General features: G+C 64.4%; 19 protein-coding genes and 1 riboswitch. Of the genes, 8 read left to right on the forward strand and 11 right to left on the reverse strand.

Annotation, left to right across the window (positions count from 1 at the left end; all coding sequences use genetic code 11):
• Window positions 1–1,911: a sigma-54-dependent Fis family transcriptional regulator gene (locus tag APH25_RS03355; protein WP_060481072.1), complete on the reverse strand. Its 1,911-nt coding sequence runs from the start codon at window positions 1,909–1,911 to the stop codon at window positions 1–3.
• An 87-nt stretch (window positions 1,912–1,998) separates the two neighbouring features.
• Window positions 1,999–3,390, reverse strand: a complete 1,392-nt coding sequence (locus APH25_RS03360; protein WP_156333135.1) for a hypothetical protein — start codon at window positions 3,388–3,390, stop codon at window positions 1,999–2,001.
• A gap of 227 nt (window positions 3,391–3,617) precedes the next feature.
• On the opposite strand from APH25_RS03360, the gene APH25_RS03365 reads away from it, so the two are divergent.
• Window positions 3,618–4,688 (forward strand): enoyl-CoA hydratase/isomerase family protein, encoded by a 1,071-nt coding sequence (locus APH25_RS03365; protein WP_060481074.1) that lies wholly within the window; start codon window positions 3,618–3,620, stop codon window positions 4,686–4,688.
• 16 nt (window positions 4,689–4,704) lie between these two features.
• Window positions 4,705–5,856 (forward strand): acyl-CoA dehydrogenase family protein, encoded by a 1,152-nt coding sequence (locus APH25_RS03370; RefSeq protein WP_060481075.1) that lies wholly within the window; start codon window positions 4,705–4,707, stop codon window positions 5,854–5,856.
• An 18-nt stretch (window positions 5,857–5,874) separates the two neighbouring features.
• On the opposite strand, the gene APH25_RS03375 is transcribed toward APH25_RS03370, so the two are convergent.
• Window positions 5,875–6,807, reverse strand: a complete 933-nt coding sequence (locus APH25_RS03375) for a LysR family transcriptional regulator (protein WP_028633882.1) — start codon at window positions 6,805–6,807, stop codon at window positions 5,875–5,877.
• Window positions 6,808–6,832: 25 nt separating this feature from the next.
• Window positions 6,833–7,525 (reverse strand): tRNA (adenine(22)-N(1))-methyltransferase TrmK, encoded by a 693-nt coding sequence (locus APH25_RS03380; RefSeq protein WP_028633881.1) that lies wholly within the window; start codon window positions 7,523–7,525, stop codon window positions 6,833–6,835.
• Window positions 7,526–7,657: 132 nt separating this feature from the next.
• On the opposite strand from APH25_RS03380, the gene APH25_RS03385 reads away from it, so the two are divergent.
• Together APH25_RS03385 and APH25_RS03390 are read left to right on the forward strand one after the other, a co-directional pair.
• Window positions 7,658–8,038 carry a RidA family protein gene (locus tag APH25_RS03385; RefSeq protein WP_028633880.1) on the forward strand — a complete coding sequence of 127 codons (381 nt, stop codon included), beginning with the start codon at window positions 7,658–7,660 and terminating at the stop codon, window positions 8,036–8,038.
• Window positions 8,039–8,140: 102 nt separating this feature from the next.
• Entirely contained in the window at window positions 8,141–10,141 is a 2,001-nt protein-coding gene (locus APH25_RS03390; protein WP_060481076.1) for a U32 family peptidase, read from the forward strand.
• A 16-nt stretch (window positions 10,142–10,157) separates the two neighbouring features.
• Here the strand turns inward: APH25_RS03390 and APH25_RS03395 are convergent, their stop codons facing one another.
• Window positions 10,158–11,480 carry a sigma-54 dependent transcriptional regulator gene (locus tag APH25_RS03395; protein ID WP_060481077.1) on the reverse strand — a complete coding sequence of 441 codons (1,323 nt, stop codon included), beginning with the start codon at window positions 11,478–11,480 and terminating at the stop codon, window positions 10,158–10,160.
• Window positions 11,481–11,821: 341 nt separating this feature from the next.
• On the opposite strand from APH25_RS03395, the gene APH25_RS03400 reads away from it, so the two are divergent.
• Window positions 11,822–12,088 (forward strand): hypothetical protein, encoded by a 267-nt coding sequence (locus APH25_RS03400; protein ID WP_060481078.1) that lies wholly within the window; start codon window positions 11,822–11,824, stop codon window positions 12,086–12,088.
• A 95-nt stretch (window positions 12,089–12,183) separates the two neighbouring features.
• Here the strand turns inward: APH25_RS03400 and APH25_RS03405 are convergent, their stop codons facing one another.
• The 4 genes from APH25_RS03405 to cobW all read right to left on the reverse strand — a co-directional run bounded on the left by APH25_RS03405 (window position 12,184) and on the right by cobW (window position 18,696).
• A complete protein-coding gene (locus APH25_RS03405) occupies window positions 12,184–12,741 on the reverse strand; it encodes a VWA domain-containing protein (protein WP_060481149.1) in 558 nt (185 codons plus the stop codon).
• A gap of 110 nt (window positions 12,742–12,851) precedes the next feature.
• Complete coding sequence (locus APH25_RS03410; protein WP_060481079.1) at window positions 12,852–13,862, reverse strand: ATP-binding protein; 1,011 nt, start codon at window positions 13,860–13,862, stop codon at window positions 12,852–12,854.
• 1 nt (window position 13,863) lies between these two features.
• A complete protein-coding gene (gene cobN, locus APH25_RS03415; RefSeq protein ID WP_060481080.1) occupies window positions 13,864–17,625 on the reverse strand; it encodes a cobaltochelatase subunit CobN in 3,762 nt (1,253 codons plus the stop codon).
• A 3-nt stretch (window positions 17,626–17,628) separates the two neighbouring features.
• A complete protein-coding gene (gene cobW / locus APH25_RS03420; RefSeq protein ID WP_060481081.1) occupies window positions 17,629–18,696 on the reverse strand; it encodes a cobalamin biosynthesis protein CobW in 1,068 nt (355 codons plus the stop codon).
• Between the two features lie 99 nt (window positions 18,697–18,795).
• Window positions 18,796–19,007: riboswitch (cobalamin riboswitch) on the reverse strand.
• A 203-nt stretch (window positions 19,008–19,210) separates the two neighbouring features.
• Between cobW and APH25_RS03425 the strand changes: the two genes are divergently transcribed.
• The 3 genes from APH25_RS03425 (at window position 19,211) to APH25_RS03435 (ending at window position 22,771) form a co-directional block, all read left to right on the forward strand.
• Window positions 19,211–20,788: an ATP-binding cassette domain-containing protein gene (locus APH25_RS03425; protein ID WP_060481082.1), complete on the forward strand. Its 1,578-nt coding sequence runs from the start codon at window positions 19,211–19,213 to the stop codon at window positions 20,786–20,788.
• A gap of 126 nt (window positions 20,789–20,914) precedes the next feature.
• Complete coding sequence (locus APH25_RS03430) at window positions 20,915–21,934, forward strand: branched-chain amino acid aminotransferase (protein WP_028633871.1); 1,020 nt, start codon at window positions 20,915–20,917, stop codon at window positions 21,932–21,934.
• 117 nt (window positions 21,935–22,051) lie between these two features.
• Entirely contained in the window at window positions 22,052–22,771 is a 720-nt protein-coding gene (locus APH25_RS03435; RefSeq protein ID WP_028633870.1) for a TorF family putative porin, read from the forward strand.
• Here APH25_RS03435 and APH25_RS03440 read toward each other — a convergent pair.
• Window positions 22,768–23,640 carry a DMT family transporter gene (locus APH25_RS03440; RefSeq protein ID WP_060481083.1) on the reverse strand — a complete coding sequence of 291 codons (873 nt, stop codon included), beginning with the start codon at window positions 23,638–23,640 and terminating at the stop codon, window positions 22,768–22,770. The two genes, APH25_RS03435 and APH25_RS03440, sit on opposite strands and share 4 nt — an antisense overlap.
• Before the next feature lie 88 nt (window positions 23,641–23,728).
• Window positions 23,729–24,160: a RidA family protein gene (locus APH25_RS03445; protein WP_060481084.1), complete on the reverse strand. Its 432-nt coding sequence runs from the start codon at window positions 24,158–24,160 to the stop codon at window positions 23,729–23,731.
• Window positions 24,161–24,163 lie beyond the last annotated feature (3 nt).

Below are 24,163 nucleotides of genomic sequence, written 5' to 3' on the forward strand. Positions count from 1 at the left end.
TCAGCAACGCAGGGCTTTGAGCTTGCGGTACAAGGTCGCCCGGCTGATGCCCAGCGCCTCGGCAGCGGCCGAAACGTTGCCCTGGTGGCGGGCCAGTGCGCTGCGAATCAGCTCCAGTTCGTTATCTTTCAGGCTGCCTGACGGCGGGTTGGCACTGGCCAGTTCTTCCAGCAGGCAATCGGTCAGGTGGTCGAGGGTCAACACCTGTTCACCCGGTTCGCGCATGGCCAGCGCCGTGCGCAACACCATCTCCAGCTGGCGAATGTTGCCCGGCCAGTCGTAGCCATGCAGCACTGCGTCGAGCGCGGGGTCGAGGGTGACGGGGGCAGCGTCGCACTTGTCCAGCACCTGCTGGATGATCGCGGTAAGGTCTTCGCGTTCGCGCAGGGCCGGCAGGCGCAGCGACACGCCATTGACCCGGTAGTACAGGTCTTCGCGAAAGCGCTGGTCGTGGACCAGGCGCTTGAGATCGCGGTGGGTCGCGCAGATCAACGCAACGTCGATGTCCTGCTCGTCACCGGCACCCAGCGGTGCCACCCGCCGCTCTTGCAGCACCCGCAACAGGCGGGCCTGCAAGGCCAGGGGCATGTCGCCGATCTCGTCCAGAAACAAAGTACCCCCATGCGCCTGCATCAGCCGCCCGACCATGCCACCGCGCCGCGAGCCGGTGAAGGCCCCCTCGCGGTAGCCGAACAGTTCCGACTCGATCAGCCCTTCAGGGATGGCCGCGCAGTTGACTGCCACGAATGCCTTGTCGGCACGTGAACTGGCGTGATGCAGGGCGCGTGCGGCGACCTCCTTGCCGGTGCCAGTCTCACCCAGCAGCAGCACCGGCAAACCATTGCCGAGGCCTTGCCGGGCCATGCGCAGGTTGCGGGCCAGGCGCGAATCAGCGCCGGCCAAGGCCTCAAGCCCGGGGGCCTGGGTGGGCTGGGCCGGTTTGCCTGGCAGCGAGTGACCCGTTACCCGCCCATGACGGGGCAGTTGCAAGGCACGCACGAAAAACTCGCCTTTGGCCGTTTGCACACTGCTCACGCCGCCTTGCCAAAGGCGTGCAATAAAGGCTGGGGAGCGCTCCCCCAGCAGGTCGCTGCTGCGCCTGCCGATCACTTCCTGGCGCGACATGCGCATCAACTGGCAGGCGTTGTCGTTTACCCCGACCACCTCGCCCTCCAGGTTCAGCGCCAGCAAGCCGTGCCAGGCGCTGTTGAGGTACTGCGCACGGGCGTGAAACCCAAGTACCAGATGGCCCGGGTGACACAGGCCGAACAGCCGGCTCTCGATGGTGCCAGCAGCCAGCATCAGTGCGGTCAGGTTGTCCTGCGGTTGCGCCATGACCCCTTCACGGGTGATGTCCAGCACACCGATCACCTCGCCACCGGGGTCACGCAGGGGCACAGAGGTGCAGGAGAAAGGGCTGAGGCGGTCCAGGTAGTGTTCGCCGCAGTTGATCAGCGTCGGGCGGCCCTCCACCACGGCAGTACCAATGGCATTGGTACCGCGCAAGGACTCGCTCCAGCAACTGCCCGGGTGCAGGTCGCGCAGGCCTTCACGGCTCAGCACATGGGTCTGCCCTTCGATGGCCAGCACGTTGGCCTGGGCATCGCCGAGGATGACGAGGCCACCTTTACCCTGGCGGGCAACCAGGTAGTCCAGTTCAGGGGTGACGGCGTCCAGCAGCAGGCGGTTGCGTTCGAGCAAGGCGCGCAGGTCCTGCCCCTGCTGCAGGCCCAGGCCCACCTGCTCGCCTTGCAGGCAACTGAGCCCATGGCCAAGGCTTCGACGCCACGAGGCGTCGATCTCTTCGCGCAGCATGCCCAGCGGCAGCTCGCCTTCGCTGGCCAGTTTCAAACGGGCCTGGCGGGTTTCGTGAAGTGCGTCTTGGGCGTTTGTTATGGATTGTCGCGCCATGTGCTACTCCGGCTGTGCCCCGCCGAGCGGCGGGGAACGGGCTTGGGAATTTTTCATGCAGTGTGCGCGATAAATGGCAAACCGTCATCAGGCGGATGGGGCCAGCGGGTGATCCGGCAGTTTCTCGACTTTCAGGTTGTCCAGCACCAGCAGCGAATCGTCCTCTGTAGAGTCCACAGTCAGCGTGAACACCTCTGGGCCTTCAATGATCAGCTCCTGCCGACCGTAACGCATGGGGCCCGCGTCATCCTCTGAAAGCTCAATCTGTTCGCCTGAGATGCTCAGGCCCAACCCCGTATAGCTGTTGCTGCCCCAGGAGAAACTGACCAGGCGACGGCCCGCCCCAGGCAACGAAAAGGTGATGGTGCCGTCCGCCTGCAGGTGTTTACCCGCAATCAGGCCGCCGCTGTCATGGGCCGCATCACTGACGCCCTGCCTGCGAGGGCCCATATCGAATACCACCTCGTCTACCGTGACCTTGGCGACATCACCTACGGCAAGGTGCTCGAAATCAATGTCGGGAAGCGGCGTTGGGCGCCCGACCGCCTGCCCATCAGCGTCATAGCCGAAGGTCATCACGCCACCCTTGGCCGAGGGGAACGCCAGGCTGACGACCGGTACCAACTGCTGGTACGCCTGGTAGTAACGGATCTGGTCGAACTGCGCCTTGACCAGTGCCTGGGATTCGCCGCTGACAAAAAAGAACGCCTGTATCGGAAGCTCACCCCCACTGCCTGCGCTCCATACAGGGAGCAAGACCTCGTTGTTGACATGCCACAACGCATCCGCCAGCCCGGCGCGTGCTTGTATGGCAGTTTGGAAAGCCTTGGCGGGTGGCTGCGAAGGCTCGCGCATGTCCCACCCGCACACTCGGTAGTTATCGGCGTTGGGGTAACGTTCAAGCCATTGCTGTGCCGTGGACACGCCCAGTGTCTGGCAACTGGCCGTGGTGGTTTCGTAACCGGTAATAGGGCCACACCCTTGCAAGCTGGGGCGCTGATTGGTGTTGGCGTTGATCGGAAAGCTGCACAGCACCTCCAGCTTGTTGTTCTTGCCGGGCGGCACAGCCTGCACGGGTGGCAGAATCAGGCCGTTCTGGTTGCCAAAGGGTTTGCCGAAGTTGTTGTCCTGGCGTAGCCAAGAGAACGCCACGCTGCCCTTCGTCAACTGGCTTTGAGTGGGTTCCCACGGCAAAAACTGAGTACTGGTGGTCGTGGTCCGCACATGGATGCCGCTGCACAGGTAGGCAGGCTTGCTGGGCCCACCACAGTCATCGGCAACCGCGTTGTACCACGTCTTGAGTTGATCGACTGACTCACGCCCACGCTGGTTCAGGAAGCCAATCAGGGGCGACGCCGGCGCCCCCGTGCCCTCGGCTTGCGCCCCGGCCTGTGGTGCGGCAGTAGCCCCTGTGGCAGAAACCAGCGCCGTAAGGCTCATACCGAGCAGTGTCTTGGCAAGCATTGGATTTTTGCGCATCGCATCAGGCCCCTGTATTAAATTGGGATAGAAACCGCGGTGCGATGATGTTTGCCCCAGATGTCAAAACCTGGCTACTGGCAGAACTGCCAGGCGAGCCGCAAAAATGCACGTTAGCCCTGCACAATTGTCGATTGTGCAAGGCAAATTCGCATGACAGGATTCTGTGATCCTCCAGCGAACTCCAGTTTTTACATGGAAATCAATAACAAAGCAGGGAGAACGCAATGCTTCCAGACACTCACGCTTCGGCTTCCGAGCCTGTGCTGGCCGAAGTACGCAACCGGGTCGGCCATCTCACACTGAATCGCCCCTCTGGCCTCAACGCCCTGACCCTGGACATGGTGCGCAGCCTGCGCCGGCAACTGGACCTGTGGGCAGACGACCCCGAAGTGGTCGCGGTGGTGCTCAATGGCGAAGGCCCGAAAGGCTTTTGTGCGGGCGGGGACATCCGTTCGCTGTACGACAGCTTCAAGGCAGGTGACACCCTGCACGAAGCGTTTTTCGTCGAAGAATATGCGTTGGACCTGGTCATTCACCGTTACCGCAAACCGACCCTGGTCCTGATGGACGGTTTCACCCTGGGCGGTGGTATGGGCCTGGCCCAAGGCTGCGACCTGCGTGTGGTCACGGAGCGCAGCCGCCTGGGTATGCCGGAAGTGGGTATTGGCTACTTCCCCGATGTGGGCGGCAGCTACTTCCTTTCGCGCATCCCTGGCGAACTGGGCACCTACCTGGGCGTAAGCGGCAACCAGATCCAGGCCGCAGACGCCCTCTATTGCGGCCTGGCAAACTGGTACGTCCACAGCGACGCGCTAACCGCACTGCAAAAAGGTCTGGACACGCTGCGCTTTGGCGACCACCCGCTCAAAGACCTGCAGAGCCTGCTGGCGAGCCTTGGCACTCAGGCAGTGGACGGTGCGCCCTTGGCGCAGCTGCGGCCAGTGATCGACCACTTCTTTGCCCTGCCGGACCTGCAGGCCATCGTCGAGCAGCTGCGCACGGTCAGCATCGGCGACAGCCATGCGTGGGCGCTGGCCACGGCGGATGTGCTGGATAGCCGCTCCCCACTGGCCATGGCGGTAACCCTGGAGATGCTGCGCCGGGCCCGCCACTGCTCGCTGGAAGACTGCTTCGCCATGGAACTGCACCTGGACCGCCAGTGGTTCCAGCATGGCGACATCATCGAAGGGGTCCGCGCCCTGATCATCGACAAGGACAAGCAGCCCCGCTGGAACCCGCCGACCCTGCAGGAGCTGCAGCGCCAGCGTGTCGAGCAATTCTTCGAAGGCCTGTGAGCCTGGGAGCACGCACATGCAAGATGTGGAACTGAGCGAAGAACAAGTCATGATCCGCGACATGGCCCGGGATTTCGCCCGGGGCGAGCTCGCCCCCCATGCCCAGGCGTGGGAAAAGGCCGGCTGGATCGATGACGGTGTGGTGCGCAACATGGGTGAGCTGGGCCTGTTGGGCATGGTGGTACCTGAAACCTTTGGCGGCAGTTACACCGATTACGTGGCCTACGCGCTGGCGGTGGAGGAAATATCCGCAGGGTGCGGCGCCACGGGCGCGATGATGAGCATCCACAACTCGGTGGGTTGCGGGCCGCTGCTGGCCTACGGCACCGATGAGCAGCAACAGCACTGGTTGCCGCGCCTGGCCAGTGGCGAAGTCATCGGCTGCTTCTGCCTGACCGAACCACAGGCTGGGTCTGAAGCGCATAACCTGCGCACCCGGGCAGAGCTGGTAGACGGCCAGTGGGTGATCAACGGTGCCAAGCAGTTTGTCAGCAATGCGCGGCGCGCGGGCCTGGCCATCGTGTTCGCGGTCACTGACCCGGAGCTTGGCAAGAAGGGCCTGTCGGCATTTCTGGTACCAACGGACAACCCAGGGTTCAAGGTAGACCGCAGTGAGCACAAGATGGGCATCCGTGCGTCCGATACCTGCGCGGTCACCTTCGAACAATGCCGCATTCCTGCAGCCAACCTGTTGGGCGAGCGAGGCAAGGGGTTGGCGATCGCGTTGTCAAACCTGGAGGGCGGGCGCATCGGCATCGCCGCCCAGGCACTGGGTATCGCTCGCGCGGCGTTCGAGGCGGCCCTGGCCTACTCCCGTGAGCGCGTGCAGTTTGGCAAGCCGATCAACGAACACCAGAGCATTGCCAACCTGCTGGCCGACATGCAGGTGCAGATCAACGCCGCCCGCTTGCTCATCCTGCATGCCGCCCGCCTGCGCAGCGCAGGCAAGCCCTGCTTGTCGGAAGCCTCGCAGGCCAAGCTGTTCGCCTCGGAAATGGCCGAGCGGGTGTGTTCGAAGGCTATCCAGGTGCACGGTGGCTATGGGTACCTTGAGGATTACCCGGTGGAGCGCCATTACCGCGATGCGCGCATTACGCAAATTTATGAAGGGTCAAGCGAGATTCAGCGCATGCTGATTGCGCGGGAATTGAAGCATTACCCCCTCTGAAGCGCGCTTGCCGCCAGGTTATTGCCAGTACCTTGCATCGTCTACTACGCGGGCGTGCCCCTCGAACAACGCGGGCAGTTGCTCTTTCAGGTAATCGATCCAGGTGCGTACCTTGGCATCCAGGTAATGGCGCGATGGGTAGATGGCGTACAACGCATTTTCGCGCAACCTGTAGGGCGCCAGTACCCGGCGCAGGCGCCCCTGCTCGATGGCCTGGCTGGCGGTGTAGAACGGCAGCAGGCCAATACCCATGCCTAGCTCGGCAGCGACCAGCATGGCGTCCGCGACGTTCGTCTGGAAGCTGTCTTGCGGGGCGATGACGCACTGCTCCTCGCCTTGGGTAAACACCCAGTCGCCTTCGTACAACGGGTACGCCATGCGCAGGCAGCGATGCCCATGCAGGTCCTCAGGCCGGTTAGGCACGCCGTGGGCCTGCAGGTAACCCGGCGCCGCGCAGGCGATGCTGAAGATGGTGCCCAGCGGTACGGCGATCAACTGCGAGTCGGGCAAGGCCTGGTCCACGGTGATGACCACGTCGTGGCCTTCGGCGAGCGGGTCCGGGTTGCGCTGGGACAAGGTCAGTTCAACCACCACCTCCGGGCACAGCGCGTTGTAGCCGGCCACCAGGGGCATCAGCAGCAAGCCCAGCCCATGGGGGCAATGCAGGCGCAAACGCCCGCGGGGCATCAGGTGCGCCCCGCGCGCTTCGCCCATGGCTTCCTCGGTCAGTTGTAGGATCTGCCGGGCGCGCTCCAGAAACCGCTCACCTGCCTCACTCATGCGCAAGCGCCGGGTGGTCCGGTGCAACAGCCGTGTCTGCAATTGGTTCTCAAGCTCGGCGACGATCCGCGAAACCTGGGCAGCGGAGATGTCCAGCGCGGTGGCCGCCGCCGCGAAACTGCCGCACTCCACCACCCGGGTGAAGGTACGCATGGCCTGCAGCATGTCCATGGGGGCGCTCCTCAGAAGGGGGGATTCAGGCCAGCACCTGAGTGATCCAGGTGGCCTGCTGGTTGAACGCTTCGACCTTGGCCAAAGGCACAGTGTCACGGGCCCGCTGGAAATTAGCCAAGGTCTGCTGTTTCTGTTTCAGCATGCGCTGCCATTTCACCCGAAATGCCGGGCCCTTCTCCTGCATCAGCAGCGGGCCGAAATACAGCTGTTCAGGGCTGTAAGTTGCCGCACCCGGCTCGGCGACGATGATTTCGTAATCAAAGCGGTTCTCGCGCAGCACCTCTTCGGCCACGATGCGGTAACCATTGCCCATCAGCCACTGGCGCAGTTCAGGCTCTGCACCGTTGGGCTGCAGCACCAGGCGTGTCACACCCGCAAGCCGCGCCTTACCGGCCTGCAGAATCTCGCACATGGTCTCACCGCCCATGCCGCACAGGCTGATCACCGACACCCTGTCATCCGCTTCGATGGCTGCCAGGCCGTCGGCCAGCCGCACGGCGATGTGCGCCTGCAAGCCGTGCTTGCGCACATTACGCTGGGCAGACGCATACGGCGTGGGCGCGACTTCACCGGCCACCGCACAGGCGATGAGCCCGCGGCGCATCAGCGCCACGGGCAGGTAGCCGTGGTCCGACCCGATGTCGGCCAGGCGCGCGCCTTGCGGCACGTAGGCGGCAACCCGTTCCAGGCGCATGGACAATGTGTGTTCGTTCACGGTCAACCCCTTTGCAGTGGGGCGCGATTCTGCCGGTGAACGCCCCGTAATTCAAACACGGGGGCCACCTCGACCCGAACGGCCGGGTGGCGTACGCTTGCTGTTTTCCACCGTCGCAAGGCAAACCTGACCATGGCAAACGCAGATATCACCTACACCCCGGACCCGGATGCAGACGCCATCTCGTCCGACGTAGCCGAGTACAACGGCGTGCTGGTGACCACCCAAATCCCTACCCACCCGGACGGCAGCCTGGCACTGGGCAGCATCGTCGAGCAAAGCGAATGCACGCTGCAGGCCTTGAAAGTGGCACTGGAGAACGCCGGCAGCGGCATGGACCGCGTGCTGCACCTGACCATCTACCTGACCGACATGGCCGACCGCGCCGCCTTCAACGAGGTGTACCAGCGTTTCTTCAGCAAACCCTGGCCTGTGCGCGCCGCCGTGGGCGTAGCCGCCCTGGCCTTCGACGGCATGCGGGTGGAAGTGACGGCAATGGCCGCCAAGCGCTGATCTGCGCACGGCCAATGCACCTCCGGGCAGGCCAAGGGTGCCGCCCGGCGGTTTCGCCGCTACAATGCGCGCCTAACCGTGACAGCCCGAAACCATAACGACATGTCCCTTCCCAAGAATCACCTGGAACTGCTCAGCCCTGCCCGCGACGTGGCCATTGCCCGTGAAGCGATCCTGCATGGCGCGGATGCCATCTATATCGGCGGCCCAAGCTTCGGCGCACGCCACAATGCCTGTAACGAGGTCGCCGATATCGCCCAACTGGTCGAGTTCGCGCACCGTTATCACGCACGCGTGTTCACCACCATCAACACCATCCTTCACGACAACGAACTGGAACCTGCACGTGCGCTGATCCACCAGCTGTACGACGCCGGCGTCGACGCCCTGATCGTGCAGGACCTGGGGGTGATGGAGCTGGACATCCCACCGATCGAGCTGCACGCCAGCACCCAGACCGACATCCGCACCCTGGAGCGCGCGCGCTTCCTCGACCAGGCCGGCTTCTCGCAACTGGTGCTGGCCCGCGAGCTGAACCTGCAGCAAATTCGCGCCATCGCCGCCGAGACCGATGCCGCCATCGAGTTCTTCATCCACGGCGCCCTGTGTGTGGCGTTCTCTGGCCAGTGCAATATTTCCCATGCCCAGACCGGTCGCAGCGCCAACCGTGGCGACTGCTCCCAGGCCTGCCGCCTGCCCTACACGCTCAAGGATGATCAGGGCCGGGTAGTAGCCTTCGAGAAGCACCTGTTGTCGATGAAGGACAACAACCAGACCGCCAACCTGCGCGACCTGGTGGATGCGGGCGTACGCTCGTTCAAGATCGAAGGCCGCTACAAGGACATGGGCTACGTGAAGAACATCACCGCCCACTACCGCAAGGAACTCGACGCCATTCTGGAAGATCGCCCAGGCCTGGCCCGCGCCTCCAGCGGCCGCACCGAGCACTTCTTCATCCCTGACCCGGACAAGACCTTCCACCGCGGCAGCACCGACTACTTCGTCACCGACCGCAAGGTCGATATCGGTGCCTTCGATTCGCCCACCTTCACCGGCCTGCCAGTTGGCGTGGTGGAAAAGGTCGGCAAGCGCGACCTGCAGGTGGTCACCGACGTACCGCTGACCAATGGCGACGGCCTCAATGTGCTGATCAAGCGCGAGGTGGTCGGGTTCCGGGCCAATATCGCCGAGCCCCGTGGCCAGTTCGAGGAAGACGGCCATACCCGCTACCGTTACCGTGTTGAACCCAACGAGATGCCCGAAGGCCTGCACAAGCTCAGGCCTAATCACCCGCTGTCGCGCAACCTGGACCACAACTGGCAGCAGGCCCTGCAGCGCACCTCTGCCGAACGCCGCATTGGCGTGCGCTGGCAGGCGGTGTTGCGCGAACAGTGCCTGACGCTGGTGGTGACCAGCGAAGAAAGCGTCAGTGCGCACGTGACGCTGGACGGCCCGTTCGGCCCGGCCAACAAGCCCCAGCAGGCACTGGATCAGTTGCACGACCTGCTGGGTCAGTTGGGGACCACCCTGTACCACGCCGACAGCATCGAGCTGGACGCCCCGCAGGCGTACTTCATCCCCAATTCGCAGCTCAAGGCGCTGCGCCGCGAGGCCATCGAGGCATTGACCACGCTGCGCATCGAGGCTCACCCCCACGGCTACCGCAAGCCCGAGACCACGCCGCCACCGGTCTACCCCGAGTCGCACCTGTCGTTCCTGGCCAACGTGTACAACCAGAAGGCCCGGGACTTCTATCACCGTCACGGCGTACAACTGATCGATGCCGCGTACGAGGCCCACGAGGAGCACGGCGAGGTACCGGTGATGATCACCAAGCACTGCCTGCGCTTCTCGTTCAACCTGTGCCCCAAGCAGGCCAAGGGTGTCACCGGTGTGCGCACCAAGGTGGCGCCCATGCAACTGATTCAGGGCGACGAAGTACTGACGCTCAAGTTCGACTGCAAACCCTGCGAGATGCATGTCATCGGCAAGATGAAAAACCACATCATCGACCTGCCAACCCCTGGCAGCGCCGTGTCGCAAGTGGTCGGGCACATCAGCCCTGAGGACCTGCTCAAAACCATCGTGCGCGCCCCCCACTAAGGGCCCAGGCGGCACCTCAGCGTATCTGGTGCTTGTGCAACAGGCGGTAGAAGGTAGGCCGTGAAACACCCAGTACCTTCGCCGCCACGCTCAGGTTGTCACTGTGGCGGTCGAGCACATCGCACAGGGCCTGCCGCTCGGCCCTGTGCTTGTATTCCTCCAGCGTGCCCAGCGGTTGCTGCTGCCCTTGGGCCTGCAACCCCAGGTCCTGTGCTTCGATCTGCCGCCCTTCAGCCAACACCAGGCCGCGACGCACCCGGTTGGCGAGTTCGCGCACGTTGCCTGGCCAGTCATGCTGCCCCATGGCAGCCAGTGCGTGTTCGCTGAACGAGCGTGGCCGGCGGCCTGTTTCCAGGCTGTAGAAATGGGCAAAGTGGTTGGCCAGCATCGGCAGGTCGCCATGCCGGTCACGCAGGGGGGCCGTCACCACCTGCAGCACGTTCAGCCGGTAGTACAGGTCTTCACGAAAGCGACCCAGCTCAATGGCCTTTTCCAGGTCCACGTGGGTGGCCGCCAGCACCCGCACATCCACTGGGATCGGTTGGCTGCCGCCAACGCGCTCGATATGTTTTTCCTGCAAAAATCGCAGCAGGTTGGCCTGAAGCTCCAGCGGCAGGTCGCCGATCTCGTCCAGAAACAGCGTGCCACCGTGGGCCGCCTCGATACGCCCCGCCTTGCGCTGGTGGGCGCCGGTGAACGCGCCCTTCTCGTGGCCAAACAGCTCGGACTGGATCAGGTGTTCGGGGATAGCCCCGCAGTTGATCGCAATGAACGGTTGTTCGCTGCGTTGCGACTGACGGTGCAGTGTACGCGCCACCAGTTCCTTGCCCGTGCCGCTTTCGCCGCGGATCAACACGGGGGATTCGGTGGGCGCCAGCTTGCCCAGCAGCTTGCGCAGCTCGCGGATGGGCCGGCTCTCCCCCAGGAGTTCGTCGTTGGGGTCGTCAACCTTGTTGGTGCCCTTGCCCCGCAACCGCGCCATGCCGAATGCCCGCCCCAGCATGACCTGCACCCGCGAGACGTCAAAGGGCAAGGTGTGGAAGTCGAAAAACCATTCGCAGACAAAATCCCCGAACGCCGGCATGCGCAGTTGCTCGGCACTCAGCACCGCAATCCATTCGGTATTGCTGCGCTTTATCATGTCCTTTACGGCATCTGGCTGCTTGAGGTGCGAGGCCTCCAGGCGCAGCAAGCCCACATCGCACGGATAATCCTGGGCGTGGGCGAGTACACAGCTGTCGACATCCCAACCCGCTTCGCGCAGCCCAGGCAGCAGCTGATGGCATGCCTCGCAAGGGTCGACGATGAGCAAGCGGCGTTGCGCGGTGGGTTGCTGCATGACCGATCCTTGGCGCCAGGTTTTGGTTTTTTGAGATAAAACAGCAAGTTGTGGCGCCCGATTAACACTAGCAACTCAATTGACGGTTTCCATGACCGTCCGTCTACTGGCCGCGCTTTTTAGATCGCATGGCGGGAATTTTCTGTTTAAAGCGCCCTCCCATGAGCGCAGGTGATCAATTGATTAAACACCTGTGAACTTTTTTATTGTAAACGTGTGACTTGAACCCCCGACCAGAGCATCAGTACTGATAACCCCGCGCTGCATATCGCGATCCTTGAGGCGACCTGGAAGCAACGCGGACTTCACCTGGATGTTTGCGACCACAGAGAGACCGACTCATGAATGCCCCGCTCCGTGTCAACGAAGCACTGCTGATTGCCGACCACGCCTTCGAACCCTTCCAGTGCGTGGCCTGGGATGCCCCCAATGGTACAGGCGAACTCAGCCTGGCCGTGGTTGACCGCACCAATGCCCGTATCGGCAGCAAGCAAGTATCCTCGCGCATCTATTCCGATAAAGCCCAGTGGGCCAGCCTGATCGAGGAAGTGCGCGCCGAACTCAGCGAAAAAGGCTATCGCCTGCAACCGTGGTCAATGCCTCGGTAATACCGGCCGCCTGAACAGGTGCGTGGAACCACCACGCACTTGCCGCTCTGAAAGTTGCACGTTTTTTATTGCGACTTGATGCCGCACCCTCGCACTTACTTAATGACGTTCATGGCCTGTATATGCTGATACTCGGCATTCAACTGCAAGGCCAATTGCTGCGCGCGCCCCAACCGTACGGCTGTTATTTCCATATCCACCAACACGGTGCTGCAGGGCAACGGCTGCACGGCTTGCCACTGCTGCAGGCGCCCGTCGGTGAACACCAGGCAGCGCACCTGTTCGCTGGGGTGGGCCTTCCGCCGGGCGATGAGCCATCGTCTGGCCTGCTCCAGCGCGGGTAGCAACGGTGTGCCGCCACCAGCTCCCAGCGCCTGTAGCCAGGGTTGCAATGCTGCTGAGGCCTTCAGCCCGTGACGTTGCCATTGAGGTGCGTGGCCGCTGGCAGTCAGCAGCGCAAGGCGTGCACGCTGGCGGTAGGCCTGGTCGAAAAGCGTTGCCAGTGCCCCTTTCGCCTGGCCCAGCGCCTGGTTTCGTCGGGTTGAGGCAGAGGCGTCCACAATAACCAGCCACAGCTGAGCCGGCTTGCCCCGATGTACCTGCCAGCACACATCCTGACGTTTGCGCGGGCGGCCTTTGAGCAACGTCGGCACCCAGGCAACGCGGCCGCTGCCCCGCTCAACGGCGCGGCCGCGGCTGGCGCCAGCCTGCTGCCCTTTACCAGCGCCGGCATCCGCCACCCGGGCAGGTGATTGACGGATGCTCAGGGCTTTTTTGCCCAGTTCGGCACCTCGCGCCTTGGCCCAGCCGCCACAGGCTGGGGCGGCAAGGCGCCCCAATCCCCGTGGCCGCCCTTTTCCCCAGGCTGGCTGGCGCCTGCCACCTCAGGCTGCGGTGGCGTTACGGGGGGGTTGGCCTGGGGAGCGTGGCGGCGGCGATGGCGCAAGGCAAATTCCGCGACCGCCTCGATGTCCACCTGCTCTATGGCCTGGCCACCCCGCCAGGCACTGTGCGCTCGGGCAGCCCGCAGCCACACCAGGTCGGCACGCAAGCCGTCGACCCCGGCGGCATAGCAGCGCTCAGTAATCAGCGCCAGGGCGTGGTCGTCAAGCGGGATAGCAGCCAGGGCCTGTCGCGCCGCCTGGCAGCGCTCGCGCAACTGCGTCTGAGCCTGCGCCCAGTGGCTGCAAAAAGCCTGCGGATCACTGTCGAATGCCAGGCGCCTACGGATAATCTGCTGGCGTGCCTGGGGCTCCGGCAACCCTTCAAGGGCCACGTTCAGGCCAAAGCGGTCGAGCAACTGCGGCCGCAGCTCGCCTTCTTCCGGGTTCATGGTGCCGATCAACACGAAACGGGCACTGTGGCGGTGAGAGATACCGTCCCGTTCGACCCGGTTGGTGCCACTGGCAGCCACATCGAGCAGCAGGTCCACCAGGGTGTCGGGCAGCAGGTTCACTTCATCCACGTACAGCACGCCACCGTCGGCCTGTGCCAGCACGCCCGGCGAGAACTGCGCCTTGCCCTGCCCCAGTGCCGCATCGAGGTCCAGCGTGCCAACCAGGCGCTCTTCACTGGCACCCAACGGCAACGTCACGAATGGCCCTTCACCGAGCAGGTCGGCCAGGCCACGGGCCAGGGTGCTCTTGGCCATGCCACGCGGGCCTTCGATCAGTACGCCGCCGATCTTCGGGTCGATGGCGGTCAGGCACAGGGCCAGCTTCAGGTCGTCGGCCCCCACCACGGCCGCCAGGGGAAATTGCACGGGTTCACTCATTTCAAGCCTGTTCCTCGCCATCGAGCAGTTGTTCTTCCAAAGCCTCGCGGTAATCGCCCGGCGCCTGCCACAGCCCACGCTGCTGAGCCTCGAGCAAACGTTCGGTGAGGTCGCGCAGGGCTTCGGGGTTGTGCTCGCGCATGAAATCGCGGGTTGCCGGGTCCAGCACGTAGGCGTCAGCCAGCGATTGATAATGATGGTCGTCGATCAGGTGCGTGGTGGCGTCGAACGCGAACAGGTTGTCCACGGTAGCTGCCATTTCAAATGCACCCTTGTAGCCGTGGCGCTTTACGCCGTCGATCCACTTCGGGTTCAACGCGCGCGCGCGGATGACCCGGTTGAGTTCTTCCTTGAGCGTACGAATACGCGGCCGGTCCACCTGGCTGTGGTCACCGTGGTAGCTGGCCACCGGTGCCCCAACCAGGGTTTCGGAGGCTGCCAGCATGCCACCCTGGAACTGGTAGTAATCGTTGGAATCGAGCAAGTCGTGCTCGTGGTTGTCCTGGTTCTGCAACACCGCCTGCACACGTGCCAGCCGTTGGGCAAACTGCGCCCGGGCTGGCGTGCCTTCGTCGCTGGCGCCATAGGCATACCCGCCGTGGTTCAGGTACACCTCGGCCAGGTCTTCGCGGGTGTGCCACAGCTGCCCGTCAATGGCGTTCTGCACCCCGGCGCCGTAGGCACCGGGCTTGGCCCCGAATATACGCCAGCCCGCCTGGCGGGCCGCCTGCTCGGCGCCCACGCCCTGCGCCTGCAAGGTTGCCCGTTCGCGGCGCACGCGGGCTGCCAGCGGGTTGAGGTCGTCGGGTTCGTCCAGCCCGGCCACCGCCTGCACTGCGGCGTCGAACAGGCGGATAAGGTTGCCGAACGCATCGCGGAAAAACCCTGACACGCGCAGGGTGACGTCAACCCGCGGCCTGTCCAGCAGGCTCAGGGGCAGGATTTCAAAATCGTCCACGCGCTGGCTGCCCGTGGCCCACACGGGCCGCACGCCCATCAGTGCCATGGCCTGGGCGATGTCGTCACCGCCCGTGCGCATGGTCGCCGTGCCCCACACCGACAGGCCCAACTGGCGCAGGTGGTCGCCATGCTCCTGCAGGTGCCGCTCAAGGATCAGGTTGGCGGACGCGAAGCCCAGGCGCCAGGCCGTCGTGGTGGGCAGGTTGCGTACGTCCACGGTATAGAAGTTACGGCCCGTTGGCAGCACGTCGAGCCTGCCACGGCTGGGCGCGCCACTGGGCCCGGCCGGCACGAAGCGGCCCGCCAGTGCCGCCAGCAGGCCGTGCACTTCTGCTGCGCCACAGGCGTCCAGGCACGGCGCGACTGATTCGCGCAGGGCCTGGATCACCTCATGCACGGGCTGCCACAGGTCCCCATCCGGGTAGGGGACTACGCCTTCCAGCGCTTGCTCGATCATCTGCAACGCCAGTAATTCCAGGCGCTCGCGGGTGTCGCCGCAGGTGCGCCACGGCGCCTCGCAAATGCCCTGCAACTGGGCTGGGCGCGCGCCCTGCCAGGGCTCACCCAAGTCGCAGTCGAGCGGGTCGAACCCCGGTACCAGCACCTTGGCCAGGGCCCGTAACAGGCTGGCGTTGCCACCCCGACCATCTGCGCGCTCCACCCGCAGCAGCGCCAGCAGTGTGTCCAGGCGCAGCCGGCCCTGAGGCGATTGGCCGAAGACATGCAGGCCGTCGCGGATCTGCGACTCCTTGAGGTCACACAGGTAGGTGTCCAGACGCGGCAACCACACGGTCGCATCGTCCAGTTGCCCCTCCAGTTGCAGTTCCCGGTCGATGTGGTTGGCCTTGACCAGTTCGAGGATGTCGCGCTGAAGCTCCCGCGCCCGGCGAGGGTCCAGCAACTGCGCTTCGTAGAACTCGTCCGCCAGTTGTTCCAGGTGGCGCAGCGGGCCGTAGGTTTCGGCCCGGGTCAGCGGCGGCATCAGGTGGTCGATGATCACCGCGTGGGTGCGGCGCTTGGCCTGGGCGCCCTCACCCGGGTCATTGACAATGAACGGGTAGACATTCGGCAGCGGGCCGAGCAAGGCATCTGGCCAACAGGTTGCCGACAGCCCGACCCCTTTGCCAGGCAACCACTCGAGGTTGCCGTGCTTGCCAACGTGGATCACCGCATCAGCGGCGTAGACGTGACGCAGCCAGAAGTAGAAAGCCAGGTAACCATGAGGGGGCACCAGGTCTGGGTCGTGGTACACCGCACTGGGGTCCACCTGGTAGCCCCGCGCCGGCTGGATGCCGACGAAGGTCAGGCCAAAGCGCAGCCCGGCCACCATCAACCGGCCGCTGCGGTACATCGGGTCCTGCTCGGGTGGGCCCCAACGCTCCAGCACAGCCTGCCGGTTGGCCTCGGGCAGGCGCTCGAACGCGGCCAGGTAGTCGGCCATGCCGAGGCTCTGCGCGCAGGGCCGCATGTCGAGCTGGTCCAGGTCGTTGGTGACGCCGCCGAGCAGCGCATGAATGAGTTGCGTGCCGCTGCCGGGCAGATCCGCCAGGGGGTAACCCTCGGCGCGCAGCGCCTGGAGGATAGTGAGCGCGGCAGCGGGCGTGTCCAGGCCTACGCCGTTGCCGATGCGGCCATCGCGGGTCGGGTAGTTGGCCAGTATCAGCGCCACACGCTTCTGGCCGTTGGGCAAGCGCGCCAGCGCCACCCAGCGCCTGGCCAGTTCGGCGACAAAGTCCATGCGCTCAGGGTGGGCGCGGTAGCACACCACATCTGACTGGCTGCGCTCGCTGTGCCAAGCCATGTCCTTGAAACTGACCGGGCGGGTAATGATGCGCCCGTCCAGTTCAGGCAAGGCGATATGCATGGCCAGGTCGCGGGCCCCCAGCCCCTGCTCGCTGGCTTCCCAGCCTGGCTGGTTATCCTGCGCGCAAATCGCCTGCAGCACCGGTACGTCGCGCCGCAGTGGCCGAAGGTTTGGCCGCTCCGGGCTGGACAACGCAAACCCGGTGGTATTGAGCACCACCTCAGCGCCCACTTCATCCAGCCATGCCTCCACCTGCTCGAGGCAGGCGGGCTCTTTCAGGCTGGCAACGGCGATGGGTAGCGGGTTAAGGCCGGCGGCTTGCAGGCGTTGGCAGAACACGTCAATGAACGCGGTATTCGCCGCCTGCAAGTGAGAGCGGTAGAACAGCACCGGCGCGACCGGGTGCTCAGGGTGCCAGTGCGGGTACCAGTCCTCCAGCACGGCGCTGCCCTTGGCCGGGTGATACACCGTGGTGCGTGCCAGGGGCTGTGGCTCATCCCAGGCATACTCGCGGCCCAGCCATTGGCTGGCCAGGCAGTGGAACAGGTTGAGGGCATTGGCCTTGCCGCCCTGGCGCAGGTAGTGCCAGAGGCGCTCGGCCTGCTCGCCCTGCACCGTGCCAAGGCCGGTCAGCTCGGGGTCGGGGCGATCGTCGCCGGGTACCAGGATCAACTGCACGCCGCGGGCGGCCAGGCCAACCAGTTGCTCCACACCATAACGCCAGTAGCCGACGCCGCCGTGCAGCGATACCAGGATCACCTTGGCGTGCTGCAGCACCTGGTCGACATACAGGTCAACCGACGCATGGTTCTGCACCTGCATGGGGTTGGCCAGGCGCAGCGTGGGGAAATCGTCAGGCAGTTGCTCGGCACTGTCGGCGAGCAACGCCAGGTGCGAATCGCCGCTGCAGAGAATTACCAGCTCGGCAGGTGTCTGGCCAAGGTCGGCAATGCTGTCGTCCGGCACGAAGCCGCCGGGCTGGGTCCGCAGCAAGTGCATGGGTCAGGCGCCCAGGGCCTGGCGCAGGCGGGCTTCCAGCTGGGCTGCATCCAGTTCCTGGCCAATCAGCACCATGCGCGTCACCCGCGGCTCATCAGCGCGCCACGCACGGTCGAAGTGCTTGTCGAAACGGGTACCCACCCCTTGCACCAGCAGACGCATCGGCTTGCCGGGTACGGCGGCGAAGCCTTTGACACGCAGGATGCCGAACTCCACCACCAGTTGGGCCAGGGCCCCCAGCAGCAAGGCTTCATCGGCTTCGGGCAAGTCGATGGAAATGGAGTCGAAGGCATCGTGGTCATGGTCGTCATGGTCATCGCCGTCGTGGTGGCTGTCATGGTGCATGCGGCGGCCGTCGATGTGCACTTCGGACTCCGCGCCCATGCCCAGCAGTACCTCCAGCGGCAGCTTGCCGCTATTGGCCTCGACGACTTTCACTGCCGCTGGCAGCTCTTCGGCGACTTCGGCGCGGACCTTGGCCAGGCCCTCGGCATCGATCAGGTCGGCCTTGTTCAGAACCACCAGGTCGGCACTGGCCAACTGGTCGGCGAACAGCTCGTGCAGTGGCGATTCGTGGTCCAGGTTAGGGTCGAGCTTGCGCTGGGCGTCAACCTGCTCCGGGTAGGCGGCGAAGGTGCCGGCAGCCACTGCCGGGCTGTCGACCACGGTAATGACGGCATCGACGGTGCAGGCATTGCGGATTTCTGGCCACTGGAAGGCCTGGACCAACGGTTTGGGCAAGGCCAGGCCGCTGGTTTCGATCAGGATGTGGTCCAGGTCGCCGCGCCGCGCCACCAGTTCGCGCATCACCGGGAAGAACTCTTCCTGAACGGTACAGCACAGGCAACCGTTGGCCAGTTCATAAACCCGGCCGGTGGCCTCTTCTTCGGTGCAACCGATGCTGCACTGCTTGAGAATGTCGCCGTCGATGCCCAGCTCGCCGAACTCATTGACGATGACCGCAATGCGGCGGCCCTGGGCGTTGTCGAGCATGTGCCGCAGCAACGTGGTCTTGCCCGAGCCGAGGAAGCCGGTGACGATGGTGACAGGTAGCTTGGCCAGTGTTTTCATGTCGCGTTGCCCTTGGCAGAGTGGCGCGGGCATGCAGGACGACAGCCCGCGGCCATGCTGGCCGGGCGTGTTCGCCACCGGATCACCCCGCCCGGTTTAAAGTCGAAAACGTGTCGAGGCAGGTCTCCTGGCTTGCACCGTTCCAGCGCTCTGCAATGGGAACAGGCTGGGGGGATGACGCCTTCCCGCGCAGTGGCGCAGTGGCTGTGTCGATCCGTAAGGTGCTTACAGTTGCGGGGGCAGCCGCGGCTTGAACCGCGTTCCCGTCTTAGCTTCGGTCTGGCCGAAGAACCTCGAACCGGCAAGGCTACGCAGTGGCTGGCAGGTGGTCAACCACTGCCGGCCGTTGCTGGCGAGTCGATGCACTTTACCCTCTGCCGATTCTCCGCTAGGGTGGCCTTTCCCCTGTCATGAGGTGTTCGTCCAATGCGCCATTGATGCCGCCGTCTGTCCGACGGCCAGCCTTCAGCCTCCGGTTCACTCCGGAGATGTCGCGGCATTCGTGGAGTTGCTCATGACCGACCCATCTATCCTGACGCTCGACAGCGTCACCCTGGCCTTGCCCGATGGCAGGCTGTTGTTCCACAACCTCAACGCCACTTTCGACCGCAGCCGCACCGGCCTGGTCGGACGCAATGGCGTGGGCAAGAGCCTGCTTGCCCAGGTAATGGCCGGCCAGCGCGCGCCCAGCAGCGGTACCTGCCAGCGCCAGGGCCACGTGCATCTGCTGGGCCAGCAGGTAATCGAGCACAGTGCCACTGTTGCCGACCTGGCCCAGGTGGGCCCGGTGATCGCAGCCCTTCAACGCATCGAACAAGGCAGCGTAGATGCCGCAGACTTCGACACCGTGGGCGAGCGCTGGGGCATCCGCGAGCAGTTGCAGGCACTGCTGCAACGCCATGGCCTGGGCCAGCTCGACTGGCGCACGCCTGCGCGCTGCCTGAGTGGTGGCCAGGCCATGCGCGTGGCGCTGATCGGGGCCTGGCTGAGTGACGCGGACTACCTGATACTCGACGAGCCCAGCAACCACCTCGACGGCCCTGCGCGCGCCGAGCTGCTGGGCATGATCAAGGCCTGGGACCGCGGCATGCTGGTCATCAGCCACGACCGCACACTGCTGGGGCACATGGCGCGTATCCTTGAGCTGTCCAGCCTGGGCCTGCGGGCGTACGGCGGGGATTACAACCACTACCTGGCGCAGAAAAGTGCCGAGGCAACCCACGCCGAGCAGCACCTGGCGCACCTTAAACGGCAACAACTTCGCCAGGCCCGTGACCGCCAGCAGCAGCGCGAAAACCTTGAGAAGGCCCAGGCCCGGGCGGGGCGCACCGCCAAGGTTGCCAACCAGGCCAAGATCATTGTCGACCGCCGCCAGCAGGTGGGCCAGGCCACGCTTGGCAAACAGCGCCGCCAGCACCGGAGTGCCGAGCAGGCGATGCAGGCTGAAATCCGCACAGCAGCGGGTGATACCGAACAGTGCAGCACTATCCACGTACACGCCCCTACCCCGCAGCGCCATGCCGGCCGACAGGTGCTGGCCCTGCAAGACCTGCGCTTGCCCCACGGTACCCAGCAGCCCGTCACAGTGCGCATGCAGGTTGGCCAGCGGTTGGGCCTGGTGGGGGCCAACGGCAGCGGCAAGTCCACACTGCTGCGCATGATCGACGGGCAACTGCCCTCACCAGGTGACAGCCTGGTGCTCAGTGGCGAAGCCGCCCTGCTCGACCAGCATTGCACCCTGCTGAACGGCACCGACAGCGCGCTGCAACACCTGCAACGGGCCAACCCGGCACTCCACCAGGGCGAGCTGCGCAGCCGGCTGGCGCAACTGGGCCTGGACGCCGCCCGCGTGGGCCTGCCCAGCAGCCTGCTCAGCGGAGGTGAACGCATGAAGGCCGCACTGGCGGCGATCCTTTATCGCCAGCAGCCCCTGGACCTGTTGTTGCTGGACGAGCCCGGCAACCACCTCGACCTGCCCTCGCTCCAGGCCGTGCAGGCGATGCTCGGGCAGTATCGCGGGGCCCTGATCATCGCTTCGCACGACGCCATCTTGCTTGAGCAACTGGCCCTGGATGAGTACTTGAAACTGTAGAGGCAGCCGACAACGCGGCATTTTCCGACTGGCCGTTCCCGATCCGCTGCGGATGTATTATGGTGGCGAGGTGCGCATATAACAGCAGCCCGAGCGATCGGGCACTAGCAAGACAACGAGGGTGTCATGAGCAACGAAAGCATTAACTGGGACAAGCTCGGCTTCGACTACATCAAGACCGACAAACGCTACCTGTCTGTCTGGCGCAATGGCGAGTGGGACAAAGGCACCCTGACCGACGACAACGTGCTGCACATCAGTGAAGGCTCCACCGCCCTGCACTACGGCCAGCAGTGCTTCGAAGGCCTCAAGGCCTACCGCTGCAAGGACGGTTCCATCAACCTGTTCCGCCCGGACCAGAATGCCGCCCGCATGCAGCGCAGCTGTGCGCGCCTGCTGATGCCCCATGTCCCCACCGAGGTGTTCATCGAGGCCTGCAAGCAGGTGGTCAAGGCCAATGAAAAGTTCGTGCCGCCCCACGGCAAAGGTGCGCTTTACCTGCGCCCGTTCGTGATTGGCACCGGTGACAACATTGGTGTGCGCACTGCACCGGAATTCATCTTCTCGGTGTTCGCCATCCCGGTGGGCTCGTACTTCAAAGGTGGCATGAAGCCGCACAACTTCCAGATTTCCAGCTTCGACCGCGCGGCCCCTCAAGGCACAGGCGCAGCCAAGGTCGGCGGCAACTACGCGGCCAGCCTGCAACCTGGCGCTGAAGCCAAAAAGGCAAACTTCGCCGATGCCATCTACCTCGACCCGCTGACCCACAGCAAAATCGAGGAAGTGGGCTCTGCCAACTTCTTCGGCATTACCGGCAACAACGAATTCGTCACCCCGAAGTCGGCCTCGGTACTGCCGGGCATTACCCGCCTGTCGCTGATGGAGCTGGCGCAATCGCGCCTGGGCCTGACGGTGGTCGAAGGCGATGTGGAGATCAGCAACCTGGACCGTTTCGTCGAAGCCGGCGCCTGCGGTACCGCTGCGGTGATCACGCCCATCGGCGGCATCGAGTACAACGGCAAGCTGCATGTGTTCCACGACCTGGAGAAGGTCGGCCCGGTTACCCAGAAGCTCTACAACGAGCTGACCGGCATCCAGAGCGGTGACGTGGAAGCCCCAGCAGGCTGGATCGTCAAAGTCGCCTGATCCGCGGCTGCGCAGCCTGCCAGGGCTGCGCAGCAGCACCGCTTCACAACGGTTTTCATGCACGCCCCGTGCAGGTATCCTTGGCCGCTCAAACGCAAGCCTCCCAGGACGAAGACCATGACCAGGCCCCTTCTGTTGCTAGGCGCTGCATTGCTGTTCAGCCCGGCGCTAATGGCCCAGCAGATGAAACGTGAACTGGGCGACTTCAACTTCACGCTCGGTACCACCCCCTCGCGCAGCATGGCCCAAGGGCTGATCTCACCCAGCGCCACCGGCGCCTTTCATGGCGGGCTGGACCTCAGCCATGCCAATGGCTGGTACCTGGGCCAGTACGCACCCAGCATGGGCGTAGCGCCCGGCTCCACCCTGCGCCTGGACAGCTACATCGGCTACAAACACCACTTCGACAGCACCTTGGGCTACGAAGTAGGCCTGATCCATTACAGCCAACCCAATATCGCGGGCGCCGACAGCCACGCCTTGTATGGCGGTATTTCAGTTCTGGGAAGCCGTTTCGGCGGTGCGCTGCGCGACAACCCCAGCAACCGTACCGGCACCCTGTTCGCTGATTTCGGCCAGATCCCCCTGCTGAACGCCGACTTGACCGTTAAGCTGGCCCACCATCAGTTGGGAACACCCTTCACCATTGGTGACGGCAGCCAGGTCAGCGCGTTTTCTGACTGGTCCCTGGAGCTCTCCCGCCCCTGGCTCGGGATCGACCTCAACCTGATCTACAGCAATTCCAACCTCAACGGCGGCGGTTGTGATGCCTATGCCGGCATCAATACCTACTGCGAAAGCGTGGTCACGCTCAAGGCGCAGCGCAGTTTCTTCTAGCGGCGCGGGCTCAGGGCCAGGGCGATGCCGCCGAGCACAGCCGCGCAAGCCAGCGCCAAGCGCAGGGACAACGGCTCGCCGACCACCAATACCCCGCCCAAGGCCGCGATCACCGGCACGCTGAGTTGCAGGGTGGCGGCCTGCTGCGCACTGATCCGGCGTACCACGCTGTACCACACCGCGTAGCCCGCCCCTGACGCAATGGCGCCAGAAGCGAGCCCGTAGCCAAAACCCGAAAGCGACAATTGCAGGCCACTGCCCATCCACAGCATCGGGGCCAGCAGCACCAGGCATGCCAAGCTGCGCACGAAGTTGCCTGCGGTGTCAGCCAATGGCCGTGGTGAGCCTTTGCCCAGCAAGGTGTAGATGCCCCAGGCCACCCCTGCAAGCGCCATCAACAAGGCACTGGACAACCCCGGCGCCGCCGCACCAGGCAACAACAACACCAGCAGCCCTACGAATGCCAATGCCATACCGGTCAGCACCCGCAGCGTTATCCGCTCACCCCTGTACCAGGCAAAGCCGAACATGGTGATTTGCACGGCGCCAAACAGCAGCAGCGCGCCAGCGCCGGCACTGAGCTGCACATAGGCAGCAGAGAACAGAAAGGCGTACAGGAACAGCGCGAGCGCCCCACGCCAGCTGCCACCCAGGCTCGAGGCGGGCTTGCGCAGGCGGGTTAGCAGCAACAGAAACAGGGCACCGCCGACCAGGCGGATGACGGTGAAGCTCACAGGGTCGGCTGCCCCGCCCTTCAGCGCGAGGCGGCAAAGCACGGAATTGGCGGCAAACGCCACCAGGCTGAACAGTGCTGGCCCGAGCCAGGCTACGATCTGGTCGCCCGGGCGCGTGGTAGTGCCTGAACCCATGGTGTGGCCACCTCTGAGAACGGTTTGCGGTCATGCCAGCGGCAGCTGGCTTCTGCAGAGGGGTATACCGCAGAGTATGACGGTGCCGCTACCTACCTTGGGAGGAGGCTGGCGCTACCGCCACTGCATCGATCTCAATCAGCATGCCATCCAGGGCAAGCCGCGGCACGGGGATCAACGTGCAGGTTGGCTTCATGGCCGTACCCCAGGCCCGGTCCGCTTCTGCCACCCACTCGGCCAGGCGCTCCTGGCAATGGTCGACGATCAGCAGGGTCAGCTTGCACACCTGCCCCAGGCTGGCGCCACCGGATGCGAGTGCCAGCTCCAGGTTGGCCAGCGCCTGCCGCGCTTGGTCCTGGAAATTGGCTGACAATACCCCCTCGGCGCTTTCGCCCCCTTGGCCTGCAATGAACAGCAAGCGGCTGCCCGCAGGCACTTGCGCAACATGGGAGTAGCCATTGCCAGTGGGGTCGTAGAGGCCTTGCGGATTGCTCAGAACAACGGTAGCTGGGTCAGTCACGGT

The sequence above is a fragment of the Pseudomonas sp. NBRC 111119 genome (genome assembly GCF_001320125.1).
GTDB lineage: Bacteria > Pseudomonadota > Gammaproteobacteria > Pseudomonadales > Pseudomonadaceae > Aquipseudomonas > Aquipseudomonas parafulva.